The following is a 17,374-nucleotide window of genomic DNA, read 5'->3' as shown; positions in this document are numbered from 1 at the left end:
GGGGTAGGGCTGTGCTGGACGTACTGAGGGACCGGGCGAGGACGGACGAGGGCCTCGCGTCGTGGCTGAAGGATCTGGAGGGCGCGGACGCGCCGCGGGCGGGCGCGGTGCTCCCGGACGCCGACGACCTGCCGGAGGTCCTGCTCGACCTGGCTGTCGGGCACGAGGACATCAACGGCCTCGTGGCGCTGAGCGGGCGGCTCCTCGAGGATCCCGACGCGCTATGGCTGCTCGACCGCTGCGTCGACGCGCTCGTGCGGGACATGGGCAAGCCCGGCGCGGGGCCCCGGATCCCGGTGCTGCCCGAGGAGTTGGGGGAGCTCGGACACTGCTTCTTCGTGTTCGTGTACGTGGCGGCGCTGCCCCGGGTCCGCGCCTATCACCGCGGCCGCGGCATCCCCGACGACGTCTCGCGCCGCACCCTCGCCGACCTCGGCCGGCATCTGGCGGTGCACCGCAGGGCGCACGGCGGCCGCGGCCTCGTGGTGCCGGAGTGGAACAGCCTGCATTTCCGGGGCGAGCTCTATCAGTTGGGCCGCCTGCAGTTCCAGCGCGCCGTGCTCGGGGCGCGCATGGGCGCGGCGACATCCGTCGGCGGGCACAGCGCGGGCCCGGGCGACCCCTGCCTCAACGTCCACATCACCGACTTCCGGGGGCCGCTGACTCCGGAGGCGTGCGACCGGTCGCTGGCGCTGGCGCGGGAGTTCTTCGCTCGGCACTTCCCGGAGGAACGGTATGAGACAGCCGTCTGCCACTCCTGGCTGCTCGATCCGCAGCTGAGGCGGTATCTGCCCGCGGAGGCGAACATCGTCCGCTTCCAGGAGCGATTCCACCCGGCGCGGGGGTACGAGGAGGAGCCGGACGACGAAGGCCCCATAGCCTTCGTCTTCGGCGACCGGAGCCTGCCCGTGGCCGAACTGCCGAGGCGGACAAGGGTGGAGCGGGCCGTGGGGGACCATCTGCGGGCGGGAGGTCATTGGTACGGCGGGCATGGCTGGTTCCCGCTGTAGGCGGTGCGACAGGAGCGTGAGGCGGGAACGGGCCTGCGGGACGCTTCGTTGACGGGTCATGACTGCTGAGATGCGTGAGGGACACGAGGGAACGGGACCTGGAGCGATCACGCCGGACGGCTGCGCGGTGGACCTGTACACCCGCCTGACCGTCGGGGACGAACCGGACGTCATCGAGGCCGCCGTGCCGGCCGGGGCGCACATTCTGGAACTGGGCAGCGGGGCGGGGCGGGTGACCCGGCCGCTGATCGAGCGGGGCTTCCGGGTGACCGCGGTGGACGAGTCGGCCGAGATGCTGGAGAAGGTCGAGGCGCTCGCCGTGACCGAAGGACCCGGCGGTGTGGTCCGCACCGTGCGCAGCGCGATCGAGTCGCTCGACCTGGACGAGAAGTTCGACGTGGTGATGCTCGGCTCGTTCCTCGTGCACGAGGGCGATCTGGCGGTGCGCGACGGCATGCTGGCGACCTGCCGGAAGCATGTGGCGGACGGCGGCTGTGTCCTGATCCAGCGGGAGGGCATGGACTATCACACGAACCTGCCGCGGGAGCGGGTCGACCCGGGCGGCTACACGGTACGGATCGTGTCGGCGGATCCGGTCGGCGGCGGTGTGAACCGCGTGCGCGCGGAGTACATCTTCCCGGACGCCCACTGGACCCAGACGTTCCTCGCCCGCCCCATGACGAAGGAACAGTTCGAGGAGGCCCTGGCGGAGGCGGGCCTGAAGGTGGACAAGTACCTGACGGAGGACGGCATCTGGGTACGGGCGGTTGCCGGGTAATTCGCGCGGCCTCGGTGAAGCCCGGTGCGGTACCGCGCCCCGTGGGGGGCGCGAGGCTGTGACATGTGCGGCTCCGCCGCGAAGGGGGTCCCCCCTGTTCGAGCGAAGCCGAGAACTTGGGGGAACGACCAGCCCCCACCGGCCCGCGGGTTCATCACCGCACTTCCCGCGGAGCGCTCAGCCCTCCGGGCCCCGCAGCCGCTCCATGTCCCGCAGTCGCTCCATGTCCCGGCGGTCGCGCTTCGTGGGGCGGCCCGTGCCCCGGTCCCGTACGCCGGCGGGGGCGACCGCCTCGCGGGGTGGCGGGGGAGGGCTGTTGTCGACGTAGCACTCGACGGCGACCGGCGGGCCGACGCGTTTGCGGATGACGCGCTTGACCACGACGACGTGCTCACGGCCGCCCGCGTGGCGCAGCCGCACCTCGTCGCCCACGCGCACGCCGTAAGCGGGCTTCACACGCACGCCGTTGACCCGTACATGGCCGCCCTTGCAGGCCGCCGCGCCCATCGAGCGGGTCTTGACCAGGCGTACGGACCAGATCCAGGCGTCGACGCGCACGGAACCCTCGCCCGCGCCCGCCGCGCCGCCGTTGTCCTTGCCGCCGCCCGAAGTCTCCGAAGCCATGCCTCGACTTTAGTGCCTGTCCGATGGGTCCTGCCGGGGTCGCGACCCCTGGCACGCGCATCTGCGGCGTTGTCGTCGGTTGCCAACGCTCCGCGTTGTCGCCCTCCTCCGCCTTGCAGCTGCACGCACCAGGGCCCGCTCGGCCCTGCTGAATCGGCACCCGGCGCGAAGACCGGCCCGACCCATCGGACAGGCCCTAGTGCCTGTCCGGCGGCCGGGACCGGGACAAGGGCCGGTGCGGCAGCAGTGCGGCATCGCCGGGCGCACGGCGAGCCGTCCGGGAAGCACCCGTCCCCTGGTCCGATAATTCGGGCTGATCGCCGCAAAGCTGGACGAAGAGCGAGGGGTGCCGACCATGAAGCCCGAAGACACTGTCGACGACCTGATGGACACGCTGCGTGCCGACCTCGAGCGGCTCGCCGTGATCCCATCGATCGCCTTCCCCGGCTACCCGGCAGAACCGGTGTTCGCGGCGCACGATCTGCTCGTCGAGCTGCTGCGGGGTGTGGGGGTGCCCACCGTCGAGCGGCTCGATCTGCCGAACACCGCGCCCGTGATCTACGGCGAGATCCCGCCGCCGAGCCCCGATGCGCCCACGGTCCTGCTCTACGGCCACTACGACGTCCAGCCGCCCGGCGACCAGGGCCTGTGGAAGTCGCCGCCCTTCGAGCCGACGCCCATCGAGGGCGGTCTGCGGGCCCGTGGCATCGCGGACGACAAGTCCAATGTCATCGCGCACCTGGGGATGCTGCGCGCGTACGACGGGCGGCCGCCCGTCGGGATCAAGATCGTCATCGAGGGGCAGGAGGAGTACGGCAGCACTTTCGACGAGTATCCGCCCACCGACCCGGAGCGGTTCGCCTGCGACGCCATGGTCGTCGCCGACCTCGGCAATCTCCGGCCCGGCACCCCCACCCTCACCACCGCGCTGCGCGGCGCCTCCGAAGTGGTCGTCGAGGTGCGCACCCTCGAAGAGCCGCGCCACAGCGGGGAGTTCGGTGGTGCGGCGCCTGATGCCCTGGTCGTACTCCTCAAGGCGCTTGCCACGCTCCACGACGTACACGGGGATGTGGCCGTGGAAGGGCTGCGGCGTGAGGAATGGAGCGGCACGAGTTACACCGAGGAGGAGTTCCGCGAGCTCGCCGGGGTGCTCGACGGGGTGCCGCTCATCGGCAGCGGCGGCCTCGGGGAGCGGCTCTGGAGCGGCCCCGCGATCACCGTCATCGGCCTGGACGCGCCCGGCGTGGAGCACGCCGCCTCGGCCGTCGTGCCGTACGCCAAGGCCAAGCTGAACCTGCGCTTCCACCCGCGTCAGGACCCGAAAGACGCGCAGGCCAAGCTGGTCGACCATCTGCGCTCGCTCAAGCCGTTCGGGGTCCCGCTCACCGTCACGCCCGGCGACACCGGCCCCGGCTACGAGGCGGCCACCGGCGGCCCCGCCTACCGTGCCGCGCGCGCCGCGCTCAAGGAGGCCTGGGGCGAGGAGACCTCGTTCGTCGCGACCGGCGGCTCCATCCCGCTGGTCAACGGCCTGGCGAAGGCGGCACCCGGCGCGGAGGTGCTGCTCTTCGGCGCCCAGGACAGCATGTGCAATCTGCACGCCCCGAACGAGCGCGTCCTCTTCTCCGAGCTGCGCAACACGGTCGTCGCGATGTGCGCCTTCGTCCGCGAGTACGCCGCCGGCTTCCCTGCGGGAGGCGGCGCCGCGTGAGCACGACCGGCACAGACCCCGAGCCGGAAACTGAAGAGCCCGCGCGGAAAAGGAAGTTCACCTTCCCCAGCGCGCTGACGGTCCTCGCGATCGTCACCGTGGCCGTCTGGCTGCTCGCCTTCCTCATCCCGTCCGGCCAGTACGACCGCAATGAATCGGGCGCCCCCGTCCAGGGCACCTACCACCGGGTCGACTCCGGCCAATTGTTCGTCGACCGTCTCAACGACCTCTTCCTGGCCCCGGTCAACGGCCTCTACGGCATCCAGGACGAGAAGACCTCGCTGGTCGCGCCGGACAACGTCGGCGCGCTGTACGGGAGTGCGGGTGTCTTCCTCTTCGTACTCGCCATCGGCGCCTTCATCACCGTCGTCTTCGCCACCGGCGCGCTCGACCGCGGCATCGGGCGGCTCGCGCACCGGCTGCGCGATCGCGGGGCGCTGCTCATCGCCGGCGTCATGGTCGTCTTCTCCGTCCTTGGCACGGTCGAGGGCTTCGCGGAGGAGACGCTGGGCTTCTACGGCCTGATCGTGCCGCTGATGCTCGCGCTCGGCTACGACCGCATGACCGCCGTCGGCGCGATCATCCTCGGCGCGGGCGTCGGCGTCCTGTGCTCGACGGTGAACCCCTTCGCGACGGGCGTCGCCTCGTCCGCCGCCGACATCTCGCTCGGCGACGGCATCGTCCTTCGCTTCGCGATGTGGATCGTGCTGACGGCCGTGACGGTCGCCTACGTCATCCGCTATGCCAGGCGCGTCCAGCGGAACCCGGAGCGCTCGCTCTCCGGGTTCCTGCCCGGCGACCGGGACCATGAGCAGGCATCGGCGGGGGCGAGCGAGGTGCCCGAGCTCACCGGCCTGCACAAGGCGGTGCTCATCGCGACCGCGCTCGTCTTCGCCTTCATGATCTTCTCGGTGGTGCCCTGGTCGAGCGCGCTCACGGGCAAGGCCGACGCCACGCCCTACGGCTTCGAACTCGGCTGGTCCTTCCCGCAGTTGGCCGCCCTGTTCCTTTGTGCGGCGGTGCTCGTCGGGCTCGTCGCGCGGATGGGGGAGCAGAAGCTCAGCTCGACGATCATCCAGGGCGCGGCCGACTTCGTCTCGCCGGCGCTGGTCATCCTGCTGGCCCGCGGCGTCACGACGATCATGAACAACTCGAAGATCACGGACACGGTGCTTCACTCGATCGAGGGGGTGGTCAAGGGCACGTCGTCGGGCCTGTTCGCGATCATCGTCTTCATCGTGAACCTGCCCCTCGCCTTCCTGATCCCCTCCACCTCCGGGCACGCCACCCTCGCCATGCCGATCCTCGCCCCGCTCGCCGACTTCGCCGGGGTCTCGCGCGCGGTCGTCGTCACGGCGTGGCAGTCGGCAAGCGGCTGGATGAACCTGTGGGTGCCGACCACGGCGGTGACCATCGGCGGCGTCGCCCTTGCGAAGGTCGGCTACGACAGGTACCTGCGGTTCGTGTGGCCGCTGCTGGCCGTCCTGTCCGTGCTGATCTGCGGGTTCGTGGCGCTGGGTGCGGCGGTGACATGACTGCGGGGCCGTCGGGTCCGTCGGGTCCGGGTCCAGGCGGCCAGTAAACTCCACGGCTGTGGCGGACACCCAGTACGAAGACCTGTTGCGGCTTGCACTCACCTCCGGGACGGCCAAGGCCGACCGGACGGGCACCGGCACCCGGAGTATCTTCGGGCACCAACTGCGCTATGACCTGGCGCAGGGGTTCCCGTTGGTCACGACCAAAAAGGTGCACCTCAGGTCCATCGTGTACGAGCTGCTGTGGTTCCTGCGCGGCGACTCGAACATCGGCTGGCTGCACGAGCACGGCGTCACCATCTGGGACGAGTGGGCCGATGCGAACGGCGAGCTCGGCCCGGTCTACGGCGTGCAGTGGCGCTCCTGGCCCACCCCGGACGGCAGGCACATCGACCAGATCAGCGAGGTCCTCGACACGCTGCGCCGCGACCCGGACTCCCGCCGCATGATCGTCTCCGCCTGGAACGTCGCCGAGCTGGCCGAGATGGCGCTCGCGCCGTGTCACGCCTTCTTCCAGTTCTACGTCGCCGACGGCAAGCTCTCGTGCCAGCTGTACCAGCGCAGCGCGGACCTGTTCCTCGGCGTCCCGTTCAACATCGCCAGCTATGCCCTGCTCACGCACATGGTGGCGCAGCAGGTCGGCCTCGAACCGGGCGACTTCATCTGGACCGGCGGCGACTGCCACATCTACGACAACCACGTCGAGCAGGTGACCGAGCAGCTCTCGCGCACCCCGTTCGAGTTCCCCGAGTTGCGTCTGCGCCGAGCCGACTCGCTCTTCGACTACGCCTATTCCGATGTGGAAGTCCTCGGCTACCGGCACCACCCGGCCATCAAAGCCCCGGTCGCGGTATGAACGTCGGGCTGATCTGGGCGCAGACCCTGGATGGCGTGATCGGCGCGGGCAACGCGATTCCGTGGCGAGTGCCTGAGGACATGGCGCATTTCAAGGCGACCACCCTCGGTCATCCGGTGGTGATGGGGCGCAGGACATGGGATTCGCTGCCCGCGCGATTCCGTCCGCTGGCCGGCAGGCGCAACATCGTGGTGACGCGCGACCCGCAGTGGGTGGCCGAAGGCGCGGAGCGCGCCGGGTCCATCGCCGAGGCGCTGGAACTCGCGGGCGAGCCACTGGACCCGGCCGCCCCTGCCACGGCCTGGGTCATCGGCGGCGGTGAGATCTACCGTGCCGCCTTGGAACACGCCACGGTGCTCTCGGTGACGGAGGTCGACTCGCCGGTGAACGGTGACGTCTACGCCCCGACACCGGGCCCGACGTGGAAAGTCGTCGAGGACAAGGGCTGGCAGTCCTCGACGTCCGGACTGCGCTACCGCATCCGCACCTACACCCGGTGACAGTCCAACCGCGACAGCGGCATCAAGGAGTCACGCGTCAGCCCTGTTCCTCGCCGAAGAGATGCCGCACCGTCGAGCGGTAGTTGGTCCGGACGTGGGCCAGCGCCACTTCCCGTGCGCGCCCCGCGTCCCCCGACGCCACCGCCTCGTACAGCTCACGGTGTTCCGCGAGCAGGTGCGTCCACTCCTCGTTGCGGCGCGTCATCCAGCGCAGGCGGCCGTCGACCGGTTCCATGACGGACGTCAGCAGGCTGTTGCCCGCCATCGCCAGGATGCGGTCGTGGAAGCGGGTGTTGATGTCCGTGATCGCCTCGGCGTCCGCCGTGCGGGTCGCCTCCGCCGCGCTGTCGAGGAGGGCCGAAAGCTCCGCGAGGCCCTCCTCGGTGGCCCGCTGCGCCGCGCGTCCCGCGGCGAAGACCTCCAACGCCTCGCGCAGTTCGAAGAGTTCGGTCACATCGGTGCGGGTGAGGCGGCGCACCACGGTCCTGCGCGGGGTCTCGAAGGTGATGAAGCCCTCGGCGACCAGGGCCCGGATCGCCTCGCGCACCGGGACCCTGGACACCCCCAGGCGGTCGGCGAGTTCCCGTTCGACCAGGCGGTCGCCCGGGCCGAGGCGTCCGGCGATGATTTCCTGCCGCAGCTCGGCGAGCACGCGTTCGCGTACGGCGCCCAGCGGCTGCTCCACGGTCGTCATGGGGTCCATCATTGCCGAACCCCGCATCGATTTACCGATTCGTAACCGTACGGACATTGCCGGGCGCCGCTGGGGGCGGGAACATGACGGCACCTTTGGTATACCAAACTTTGGTATACCAAAGGTGCCGCACCTCCGTCCCCTTCGCAGGAGGCCCCGTGTCCCTCACCCAGCGCGCCGACGCCCCCGGCGCCGCGACCGACTTCGTGCCCGATCCCCGCCTCACCAACGAAGACCTCGCCCCCACCGCCGAGCGCAAGTGGAAGGTCTTCGACCTCTTCGCGCTGTGGATGTCCGACGTCCACAACCTCGGCAACTACACCTTCGCCGCAGGCCTGTTGGTGCTCGGGCTCAACGTCTGGCAGATTTTCACCTCGCTGCTCGTCGGCTTCGTGCTGATCTACGTCGGAATGAACATGATGGGACGCATCGGCCAGCGCCACGGCGTGCCGTTCCCCGTGGTCAGCCGCATCAGCTTCGGTGTCTGGGGCGCCAACATCCCCGCCCTGATCCGGGCCGTGATCGCCATCATGTGGTACGGAATCCAGACCTATCTGGCCTCCATCGCGGTCAATGTGATGCTCGTCGCCGCCTTCCCGGGCCTGGAGTCGTGGACCGAGGGCTCCTTCCTCGGCCTTCACGCGCTCGGCTGGTGTTCCTTCGTCGCCCTCTGGCTGGTGCAGGGGCTGATCATGACCCAGGGCATGGAGTCCGTACGGAAGTTCCAGGACTTCTGCGGGCCCGCCATCTGGGTCGTGATGATCGCCCTCGCCGTGTGGATCCTCTGGAAGGCCGGCTGGACCATCTCGCTCACCAGCACCCCGAACCCGGTCTCCACCGGTGAGCAGGTGCGGCAGTGGTTCGGCGCCATCGGGCTCATCCTCGCCACCTACGGCACGCTGATGCTGAACTTCTGCGACTTCTCGCGCTTCGCCCCCGACTACCGCACCGTCAAGCGCGGCAACTTCTGGGGCCTTCCCATCAATTCGACCGCCTTCGTGATCCTCTCCGTCATCGTCACCGCGGGCAGCCTCGAGGTCTTCGGGAAGGCCATCACCGACCCCGCCGAGCTGGTCGCCGAGATCGGCAACACCTGGGTGCTGATCTTCGGGGCGCTCACCTTCGCCGTCGCCACGATGGGCGTGAACATCGTCGCCAACTTCGTCTCGCCCGCGTACGACCTGGCCAATGTCTGGCCGCAGAAGATCACCTTCAAGATCGGCGGACTCATCTCCACGGTCGCCGCGCTCCTCGTCACGCCGTGGAACCTGTACTCCAACCCGACCGTCGTGAACTACTTCCTCGGTGGTCTCGGCGCCTTCCTCGGGCCGCTGTTCGGCATCATCGCCGTCGACTACTTCTGGGTGAAGCGCGGACGCATCGACACCGAGGCGCTCTTCAAGGCCGAGCCGGGATCGCCGTACTACTACAAGAAGGGTGTCAACCCCAAGGCGCTCGCGGCCTTCCTGCCGACGGCGGGCTTCGCGGCCGTGTGTGCGCTGGTGCCGTTCTTCGACTACGTGGCCCCGTACTCCTGGTTCATCGGTACGGCCACGGCCGCGCTGCTGTACGGCGCGCTGTGCCGCTCGGAGCGGACCGCCCAGCCAGTGGAGGCCGCCGAGCCCGCGGTGGAGGGCTAAGTGCGCATTGTCGTCACCAACTGCAACACGACGCGGTCGATGACCGAGGAGATCGTGCGCGGTGCCCGGGACGCGGCCGCCCCGGGCACCACGATCACCGGGCTCACCCCCGCCTGGGGCCCCGAGTCCGCCGAGGGGTGGCTCGACAGCCATCTCTCGGCGGCCGCCGTCCTCGACACCCTGCGTGCGTACGACGATGCGTACGACGCCGTGGTCATGGCCGGGTTCGGCGAGCACGGACGCGAGGGCGCCCGGGAGCTGCTCGACGTGCCCGTCGTCGACATCACCGAGGCCGCCGCCCATCTGGCCTGTCTGCTCGGGCGGCGGTACGGCGTCGTCACCACGCTCGACCGGGCCCGTGGCCAGATCGAGGACAGCCTGCACGCGGCGGGCGTCGCGCAGAACTGCGCGGCCGTCGTCGGCACCGGGCTCGGCGTCCTCGACCTGGGGGACGAGGAGGCCACCCTGCGCGCCTTCCTCGGTGCCGCCGGGCGGGCGCGCGACGCGGGGGCCGAGGTCCTGGTGCTCGGCTGCGCCGGGATGACCGGGCTGCAGGAGAAGGTCGGCGCCGCCCTCGACATGCCCGTGGTCGACGGGGTCGCCGCCGCCGTGAAGCTCGCCGAGTCGCTCGTCGGGCTCGGCCTGACCACCAGCCGGATCGGCGGGTACGCCAAACCCCTGCCGAAGAGGCGCACTTGGGCGCCGCCGTCGGAGTGATATTAGGGAACGATCTGTCGTACGACCGGCGGGGGACGGCGCCCCGCGCGGGCCGGACGACTCCAGACTCCGTGCAATGCGCCGGGAAGGTCCGGCGCCGAGCAACTGGAGGTGCCCGGTGTCGCAGCCGACCGTCCGGTCCGACGGGGCCAGGCCCCGTCCCCGCGCCGCCCTTCGCCGTACCGTCCGCTCCGGGCTCCTGGCCGCAGCGCTGCTCCTTGGCGCGGCGGCGAGCGGCTGCGCTGGGGCGCCCGGGGCTTCTGTGACTTCCGGGACTTCCGGTGCTCCCGGTGTGTCCGGGGCCGCGCCGCAGGACACCGCCTTCTGGGTCGAACCGGACAGCGCCGCCGCCCTTCAGGCGGCCGAGTGGCGACGCCAGGGCCACACCTCCGAAGCACTGCTCATGGACCGCATCGGCGGCCGCGCCCAGGCCGTGTGGCTGGCCGACGAGCGGCCGGGGAAAAGGGTCCGCGCGGTCACGGAGGTGGCGGCCGCCGCGGGGCGCGTCCCCGTACTCGTCGCGTACTACATTCCGCACCGCGACTGCGGCGACTACTCCGGGGGTGGCGCGGCGAGCGCGATGGAGTACCGGCTGTGGATCGAGGAGTTCGCGGCGGCCATCGGCGACCGTGCCGCGTACGTCGTCGTCGAACCGGATGCCGTCGCGCAGGAGGTGGCGGGCTGCGAGATGGCCGACGCCGAGGAGCGGTACGCACTGCTCGCGCACGCCGTCGACCGCCTCAAGGCCCGCCCGAACACCAAGGTGTACCTCGACGCGGGCAACACCGACTGGATCCCCGACGAGGAGCGCCTGGTCACCCCGCTGCGGCAGTCCGGGATCGCCAAGGCCGACGGCTTCGCGCTCAACGTGTCCAACTACCAGACCGACACGGTCAGTTCGGAGTACGGACATCGCCTCGCGGACCGCATCGGCGGCGCCAAGCACTTCGTCGTCGACAGCAGCCGCAACGGCAACGGCCCCTACACCGGTCACGGATTGACCTGGTGCAACCCGCCGGGACGCGCCCTCGGCACCCCGCCCACCACCCGCACCGGCGACCCCGCGCTCGACGCCTATCTGTGGATCAAGCGCCCCGGTGAGTCCGACGGAACATGCCGGGGCGGCCCGCGCGCCGGGCAGTGGTGGCCGCAGTACGCTCTGGGCCTCGCGAGCAGGGCGCTGGAGCTGAGCGCTCCGCCGAGTGCTCCGCCGAGCTCTCCGCTGAGCGCTCCGCCGAGCTCTCCGCCGAGCTCTCCGCTGAGCCCTCCGCCGTCCGCGGACAAAGGGAGACGACCATGACAGGGACGGCCCCGCAGGACCCGCAGGACTTGGAGGACCCGCAGAACCCGGAGAACGAGGGCGACAGCGCACTGCGGGCCTGGCGGACCATCGGGCCGCTGATGGACCTGATCACCCCCATGGCTCTGCGGACGGCCGCCACGCTGGGCATCGCCGACCTGATCGCCGACGGCTCCGGGCGGACCGACGACCTCGCCCGGCGCTCGGGGACCGATCAGGACGCGCTCGGCCGGATGCTCCGGCACCTGGTGTGCCACGGCGTCTTCACCGAGCCTGAGCCCGGGCGCTTCGGGCTCAACGGCACCGCGGAGCTGCTGCGTTCCGGTCATCCGGCACAGCTGCGGCGCTGGCTCGACCTCGATGGATTCGGCGGCACGATGGACTTGGCGTTCACCGGCCTGATGCACACCGTCCGCACCGGCGAGCCCGCCTGGGAGCAGGTCTTCGGCGCCCCGTTCTGGCCCTATCTGGCGGCGCATCCGGACATGGCGGCCTCCTTCGACGCCACCATGTCGTCCGGCGCGGCTTTCGTGGCGGACGCGGCCCGAGGCCACGACTGGTCCACGGCCCGGCACGTGACCGATGTCGGCGGCGGAGTCGGCGCGCTGCTCGCCGAGGTGCTCGAAACCCACCCGGGCCTGCGGGCCACCCTGCTCGACCTCCCGGAGACCGCCGAGCGGGGCCGGGAGTTCCTCGCCGCGCGCGGTCTCACGGACCGGTGCGAGATCGTCGGGCAGAGCTTCTTCGACCCGCTGCCCGCCGGTTCGGACGTGTACATCCTCAGCGGAGTGGTGCACGACTGGGGCGACACGCAGGCCCGGGCCGTCCTGCGCCGGTGCGCGGAGGCGGCCGGGGAGCACGGCCGGGTCGTCGTCATCGAGACGTCGGCCGACGACCCGGCGTCCTTCGCGGAGATGGACCTGCGCATGCTGGTCCTCGCGGGCGGCCGGGAGCGCAGCGTCGACGAGTACGCGGCCCTGGCCTCCGACAGCGGGCTGCGCGTCGCGGGCGTACACACGACACCGCTGGGCCAGGTGATCCTTGACTGCGTCGCGCGGTCGGCCGCGGCCCCGTAAGGGGCGCGGGGAACTGCGCGACCAGCCCCCACCGGCCCGCGGGTTCAGAACTGCCCTCCCCGCCGAGCGCTCAGCGGGCCGCCTCGGGCCCGGCGGATGGCTCCGGCACGACAGCCGTGGCGGTGATCTCCACCAACTGGCCGGGGTACCCGAGGCACGTGGTGCCGAGGAGCGTCGACGTGTGCGGGCCCGCGTGCAGGGCGGAGGCGCGGACGACCTCCCACGCCTTGGTCAGTACGCCGGGTTCGTCGCCGACCACGTACACCGTGCTGGCCACCACCTGGGACAGATCGCTGCCGATCGCGCGCAGCGCCTCGTCGAGGTTGGCGATGACCTGAGCGGTCTGGCGGGGCACGTCGCCCTCCCCGACGAGGTTCCCCTCGGCGTCGAGCGGCACCGAGCCCGCCATGAAGGCGAGGCGGGCGCCTGCTTCGACGACGGCCGCGTGGGCGTATCCGGGAGGCGGAAAGAGGGTGGGGACTACGGTTCGGTGGGTGGTGGTCATGCCTCTGATCGTGGGGGAGCCGGGCGGTCGTACGCATCCGAATTGCGGGTGGCCAGAAGGCGGGCGGGCAATTCGGTTGCCGTGGGCGGAGCCCGCTGTAAAGATCGCCGCCATGCCTCTCTTCCCCGCGCATGACGGCTCGGACCTCGCCCATCACGTGTACGGCGACGGTGCGCCGCTCATCTGCCTGCCCGGCGGCCCGCAGGACTCCGTGTACCTCGGTGAGCTCGGCGGTCTGTCCGCGCACCGGCAATTGATCATGCTGGACATCCGGGGCACGGGGGAGTCCGCGCTGCCGCAGGACCTTGCCGCCTGCCGGTGCGACCGCCTGGTCGACGACGTCGAGGCCCTGCGGGAGCACCTCGGGCTCGACCGCATCGATCTGCTGGGGCACAGCGCGGGCGCGAATATCGCCGTCCAGTACGCGGCCCGGTACCCCGAGCGGGTCGGCAGGCTCGTCCTGGTCACGCCGAGCACCAGGGCCGTCGGCGTCGCGATCGACGGTGCGACCCGGCGCGAGACCGCGCTGCTGCGCAAGGACGAGCCCTGGTTCCCGGAGGCCTTCGCGGCCCTCGAAGCCATCGTGTCCGGCAACGCCACGGCGGACAGCTGGCAGGCCATCGCGCCCTTCTCGTACGGCAAGTGGGACGCGGCGGCGCAGGCGCATCAGGCTGCGGAGGCGGGCCAGCAGAACCCGGCCGTCACCGAGGCCTTCGGCGCCGAGGGTGCGTTCGAGCCCGACGTCACGCGCGCGGCGCTTGCCGAGTTCGGGGCTCCGGTCCTGGTGGTCGCGGGGGAGTTCGACCTCGGCGCGCCGCCGTCCGCCGTGTCCGAAGTCGCCGCGCTGTTCCCGGATGCGACGTTCGTCGTGCGGCCGGGCGCGGGGCACTTTCCGTGGCTCGACGACGCGGAGGGGTTCGTCGCGCCCGTCGCGGAGTTCCTCGCGTGAGGGACCGACCTCGTGCGGGGTCAGCGCACCGCGGACGGTGAAGTGCCGCCCTCGACAAGGAGGTTCGGCTTCCCTTCGCCGTCCGCCCGTGTCGTCCAGATGTCCTGCTTGCGGCCCTCCTCGCCGGGCAGCGCGTACGCGAGGGTGTCGTCGTCGAGCCATGCCGCCTGGTCGTCGACGTTGCGGGACTCGGCGAGCGGGCGCTCGCGCATCGTCCGCAGGTCGAGCACGTACAGGCGCCACGGGTCCGAAGTGCCCTTCCGTACACGCTTCTTGAAGGCGATGCGGGTGTTGTCGGGGGAGAGGGACGGGCACTCGACGTTGGTGCGCAGGGTGCGCGCCGCCCACTTCTTCATGTCGCCCTGGACGAGGTACGTCTTGCCCTTCGTCGAGACGGTCGCGTAGAAGCGGTTGTCGTCCTCGGCGAAGGTGACGCCCCAGTAGTTGACGTCGGGGGAGTGGTAGCGCCGGCCGTCCAGGGTGAGGGGGATCTCCTCCATGTTCTTGATGAGATAGCCGCTGCGGGTGTCCAGGATCGATGTTCGGGTGGAGAAGGACGAGCCCGCGTAGGAGTCGCCGGTCGCGAACATCGTCCACGACAGCATCCGGCCCGATGCCGAGACCCGGGCCCGGTTGGGGATTCCGGTGAGCGCGATACGGCGCTTCTCCTTGAGCCTGTCGTCCAGGACCAGGGCGTACGACTTGGGCGGGATGCCCGAGCGGCGCTGCAGGCACACGGCGGTGCCCCCGGCGGCGTAGAAGCGCTCGCAGGAGGGGCCGCCGGTGGTGCGCGGGCCCTTGCCCGACGGCATGGCGGTGCGGGCGACGCGGCCCGCACCCGCCTCCGAGCTGCGGAAGTACAGCTGCCCGGTGTCGAGGGCGAACTCCGATGAGGCCGCGGCCGGTTGGGCGCGCCCGGCGGCGTGCAGCGTGTAGGCGACGGCGACCGTGGCGAGGACGGCCGCCGCCACCGACACGGCGACGATCCGGGCGCGGAGGGAGCGTGGAGGCGCGGTCATGCCTGCCCTTCGGGGACTTCGGGGATTTCGGGGATTTCGGTGCGGACGATCGGACGCTCGGCGCGCGGGAGCAGCAGCGCCGCCCCGGCGAGCGCCACCGTGAGGGCGAGCACCGCGCAGGTCAGCGCGGGGCCGATGCCCCACAGCGTCCACGCCGCGCCGAAGCCCGCCGCGGCGACCAGACGGGCGAGGGCCTGGCCCGTCTGGAGCACCGCCATGCCGCTCGCCCTGCGCCCCTGCGGAAGCACGGGCGTGGCGAGCGCCATCAGGACGCCGTCGGTGGCGGCGTAGAAGATGCCGATCAGCAGCAGTACGCCGATCAGCAGGGCCCAACCGTCGGTGGGGCAGAGCAGCAGGACGTACCCGCCGAGCAGCGCGGCGTGCCCGGCCAGGAAGGGGACGCGGCGGCCCACGCGGTCGGCGAGCCGCCCCGCGGGCACCGCGAGCAGCAGATAGACGGCGGCGGCACCCAGGGGCAGCAGCGGGAACCAGCTGACCGCGAAGTCGAGCCGCCGCTGGAGCAGCAGATACAGGAAGGCGTCGCCGATGGTGGCCGCGCCAAGGAGCGCCGCCGCCCCGAGGACGCGCCGGAACGCGCGGACGCGCAGGAGGTCAACGACCCTGCCCCGCTCGGTCTTTGACGGATCCGGTGGTGCCATTGCCAGGCACGCGTCGTGGCGGCCCGGTACGAACGCCACCAGCATCAGCACACCGAGCAGCCCGAAGCAGAAGCTGACCACGAACACGGCGTCGTACGCGTCCGCCGTGGCCCACAGCAGCGCGAACGCGGCGAGCGGACCGAGCAGCGCGCCCGTCGTGTCCATCGCGCGGTGCACGCCGAAGGCGCGGCCGAGGGCGTCCGGCGGGCTGCTGAGCGAGATCAGCGCGTCGCGCGGCGCGGTGCGTACGCCCTTGCCGATGCGGTCCGCCGCGAGCGCCGCGCCGATCCCGGCCGTGGCGCCGCCCGCGAGGAGCAGGCCGAGCCGGGACAGCGCGGAGAGGGCGTAGCCGCCGCCCGCGACGAGCTTGTGCCGGCCGCCGCGGTCGGCGGCGTAACCGCCGAGGAGCCGTACGACGGCGGTGACGCCGTTGTAGAGACCGTCGAGGAAGCCGAACTGGAGGGGGGACAGGCCGAGTTGGAGCACGAAATAGAGCGGAAGGACCGCCGTGACCATCTCGGATGAGATGTCGGTGACCAGGCTGACCGCGCCGAGGGCGAGGACGGGTCCGGCGACGCGGCCGCGCTTGGCCTTGGCCGTTGCCGCGACGTCCGCCACTTCGGGCTCGGCTTCGGGCTCGGCTTCGGCTTTGGCTTCGGTTTTGGCTTTGGCCTTGGCCTTCGCGACCGCGTCGGTGGATGCCAGATACATCCCGCCGGCTCAGTGGCACTCGTAGGACGGGCTGCTGTCCTTCGTCGCGCCGTCCGTGCCGACGAGGTCCCAGGAGAAGCCGGTGTCGGTGAAGTCCAGCTTCACCACGCCGAACGTCTCGGTGAGCCGCTTCTCGCTGTTGGGCTGCACTTCCTCGATCTTGTACGGGTTGGCGCCGCCCATGCCGCCGAGCAGCTCGACGATGCCGTTCTCGTCGGCCTCGCCGTCCGCGTTCTGCGGGGCGAACCGCTCGTAGTGGTGGTCGTGGCCGTTGAGCACCAGCTCGGCCTTGTTGTCGTGGAGCAGCTTCCAGATCGGCCTGCTGACCGGGTCGTTGCCGTGCTCGCCCGAGGAGAAGAGCGGGTGGTGCCAGTAAGCGGCCACGCACTTCTTGGAGTTGGCGGCGAGGTCGGCCTTGAGCCACTCGATCTGCGCGTCGTCGTCGAAGCTGTTGGAGTCGAGCGCGATGAAGTGCCAGTTGTCCTGGTCGTAGCTGTAGTAGCTCTCGCCCTTGGGGTAGGCGACGTCGCCGAAGTACGACTTGTAGCCCGCGAGCGCGCCCTCCGGGTCGTACGTCTCGTGGTTGCCCGGGGTCGGGCGGGTCTTGTCCTTGAAGGCGCCCCAGCTGGTGTCGTAGTACTTCTCGAAGTCCTGCAGCCGGGCGTCGTCGTACTGGTTGTCGCCCATCGTCATCACGAAGGACGGGTTGAGCTTCTCGACGAGCGCGGCGGTCTTGGGGTGCTCGCAGCCGCTGTCGCCCTCGGTGCACTGTTCGGCGATGTCGCCGGCGGCGACGGCGGTGAACGCGGCCTTCGCGTCCTTGCCGCTCTTGCCGCTCTTGCCGCCCGGCGCGGCGTCGGCCTCGTCGGCCGGGGACCAGAGGAGTACCCCGCCGACCAGAGCGAGCGAGGCGCCGGCGGCGAGGGGGATGGCCCAACGGGCCTTCTTTGTACGGGCCTTCTCTGTACGGGTGTTCATGGCGCGGGGGGTGGGCGGCATGTCCGTCTCCTAGATCGGCGTGGGGGGCCGTGAGCGGTGTGGGGACCGTTCCGCAGGCATCTTGTCGAGACGACATGTGCGCGTCAATAAC

At 71.0% G+C, this 17,374-nt stretch carries 17 protein-coding genes; 11 read left to right on the top strand and 6 right to left on the bottom strand.

Translation table 11 applies throughout. The features are described 5' to 3' along the window. Positions 1-107 precede the first annotated feature (107 nt). Together AB0O76_RS35680 and AB0O76_RS35675 are read left to right on the top strand one after the other, a co-directional pair. Positions 108-1,010, top strand: a complete 903-nt coding sequence (locus AB0O76_RS35680) for an acyltransferase domain-containing protein (RefSeq protein WP_365500312.1) — start codon at positions 108-110, stop codon at positions 1,008-1,010. A gap of 70 nt (positions 1,011-1,080) precedes the next feature. Then, positions 1,081-1,788: a class I SAM-dependent methyltransferase gene (locus tag AB0O76_RS35675; RefSeq protein ID WP_365500309.1), complete on the top strand. Its 708-nt coding sequence runs from the start codon at positions 1,081-1,083 to the stop codon at positions 1,786-1,788. Positions 1,789-1,965: 177 nt separating this feature from the next. On the opposite strand, the gene AB0O76_RS35670 is transcribed toward AB0O76_RS35675, so the two are convergent. Continuing rightward, positions 1,966-2,412 (bottom strand): RNA-binding S4 domain-containing protein, encoded by a 447-nt coding sequence (locus AB0O76_RS35670; protein ID WP_365500262.1) that lies wholly within the window; start codon positions 2,410-2,412, stop codon positions 1,966-1,968. A gap of 355 nt (positions 2,413-2,767) precedes the next feature. Between AB0O76_RS35670 and AB0O76_RS35665 the strand changes: the two genes are divergently transcribed. The 4 genes from AB0O76_RS35665 to AB0O76_RS35650 are packed head-to-tail and all read left to right on the top strand — an operon-like array spanning position 2,768 to position 7,014. Continuing rightward, the gene (locus AB0O76_RS35665; RefSeq protein WP_365500259.1) at positions 2,768-4,123 is read left to right on the top strand and encodes a M20/M25/M40 family metallo-hydrolase; all 1,356 of its coding nucleotides are present in this window, start codon (positions 2,768-2,770) and stop codon (positions 4,121-4,123) included. Further along, positions 4,120-5,658, top strand: coding sequence for a Na+/H+ antiporter NhaC family protein (locus tag AB0O76_RS35660; RefSeq protein ID WP_365500256.1), 1,539 nt, complete (start codon positions 4,120-4,122; stop codon positions 5,656-5,658). The genes AB0O76_RS35665 and AB0O76_RS35660 overlap by 4 nt, the downstream gene beginning before the upstream one ends. Positions 5,659-5,716: 58 nt before the next feature. Further along, positions 5,717-6,514 carry a thymidylate synthase gene (locus AB0O76_RS35655; RefSeq protein WP_365500253.1) on the top strand — a complete coding sequence of 266 codons (798 nt, stop codon included), beginning with the start codon at positions 5,717-5,719 and terminating at the stop codon, positions 6,512-6,514. Then, positions 6,511-7,014, top strand: a complete 504-nt coding sequence (locus tag AB0O76_RS35650; RefSeq protein WP_365500250.1) for a dihydrofolate reductase — start codon at positions 6,511-6,513, stop codon at positions 7,012-7,014. Before AB0O76_RS35655 ends, AB0O76_RS35650 begins: the two co-directional genes overlap by 4 nt. Positions 7,015-7,051: 37 nt before the next feature. Here AB0O76_RS35650 and AB0O76_RS35645 read toward each other — a convergent pair whose 3' ends face one another. Next, positions 7,052-7,708, bottom strand: coding sequence for a GntR family transcriptional regulator (locus AB0O76_RS35645; protein WP_365500247.1), 657 nt, complete (start codon positions 7,706-7,708; stop codon positions 7,052-7,054). A gap of 158 nt (positions 7,709-7,866) precedes the next feature. On the opposite strand from AB0O76_RS35645, the gene AB0O76_RS35640 reads away from it, so the two are divergent. The 4 genes from AB0O76_RS35640 (at position 7,867) to AB0O76_RS35625 (ending at position 12,441) form a co-directional block, all read left to right on the top strand. Then, positions 7,867-9,348 (top strand): NCS1 family nucleobase:cation symporter-1, encoded by a 1,482-nt coding sequence (locus AB0O76_RS35640; protein WP_365500244.1) that lies wholly within the window; start codon positions 7,867-7,869, stop codon positions 9,346-9,348. Next, positions 9,349-10,065, top strand: a complete 717-nt coding sequence (locus tag AB0O76_RS35635; protein ID WP_365500241.1) for an aspartate/glutamate racemase family protein — start codon at positions 9,349-9,351, stop codon at positions 10,063-10,065. Positions 10,066-10,327: 262 nt separating this feature from the next. Next, entirely contained in the window at positions 10,328-11,365 is a 1,038-nt protein-coding gene (locus tag AB0O76_RS35630; protein WP_365500306.1) for a glycoside hydrolase family 6 protein, read from the top strand. Beyond that, on the top strand, positions 11,362-12,441 hold the full coding sequence (locus AB0O76_RS35625; RefSeq protein ID WP_365500238.1) for a methyltransferase: 1,080 nt from the start codon (positions 11,362-11,364) through the stop codon (positions 12,439-12,441). Before AB0O76_RS35630 ends, AB0O76_RS35625 begins: the two co-directional genes overlap by 4 nt. Before the next feature lie 70 nt (positions 12,442-12,511). On the opposite strand, the gene AB0O76_RS35620 is transcribed toward AB0O76_RS35625, so the two are convergent. Then, positions 12,512-12,946 (bottom strand): RidA family protein, encoded by a 435-nt coding sequence (locus AB0O76_RS35620; RefSeq protein ID WP_365500235.1) that lies wholly within the window; start codon positions 12,944-12,946, stop codon positions 12,512-12,514. A gap of 112 nt (positions 12,947-13,058) precedes the next feature. On the opposite strand from AB0O76_RS35620, the gene AB0O76_RS35615 reads away from it, so the two are divergent. Then, the gene (locus tag AB0O76_RS35615; RefSeq protein WP_365500232.1) at positions 13,059-13,895 is read left to right on the top strand and encodes an alpha/beta hydrolase; all 837 of its coding nucleotides are present in this window, start codon (positions 13,059-13,061) and stop codon (positions 13,893-13,895) included. 20 nt (positions 13,896-13,915) lie between these two features. On the opposite strand, the gene AB0O76_RS35610 is transcribed toward AB0O76_RS35615, so the two are convergent. Genes AB0O76_RS35610 through AB0O76_RS35600 form a run of 3 tightly spaced genes read right to left on the bottom strand, consistent with a single transcriptional unit; the run spans position 13,916 to position 17,283 of the window. Further along, entirely contained in the window at positions 13,916-14,914 is a 999-nt protein-coding gene (locus AB0O76_RS35610) for a hypothetical protein (RefSeq protein WP_365500229.1), read from the bottom strand. Next, the gene (locus AB0O76_RS35605) at positions 14,911-16,284 is read right to left on the bottom strand and encodes an MFS transporter (RefSeq protein WP_365500226.1); all 1,374 of its coding nucleotides are present in this window, start codon (positions 16,282-16,284) and stop codon (positions 14,911-14,913) included. The genes AB0O76_RS35610 and AB0O76_RS35605 overlap by 4 nt, the downstream gene beginning before the upstream one ends. Positions 16,285-16,293: 9 nt before the next feature. Then, a complete protein-coding gene (locus AB0O76_RS35600; protein ID WP_365500224.1) occupies positions 16,294-17,283 on the bottom strand; it encodes a metallophosphoesterase in 990 nt (329 codons plus the stop codon). Positions 17,284-17,374 lie beyond the last annotated feature (91 nt).

This window comes from Streptomyces sp. NPDC086554, assembly GCF_040686095.1.
GTDB lineage: Bacteria > Actinomycetota > Actinomycetes > Streptomycetales > Streptomycetaceae > Streptomyces.
The sequence above is the reverse complement of the archived record's forward strand: the minus strand, read 5'-3'. Positions and strand labels throughout refer to the sequence as shown.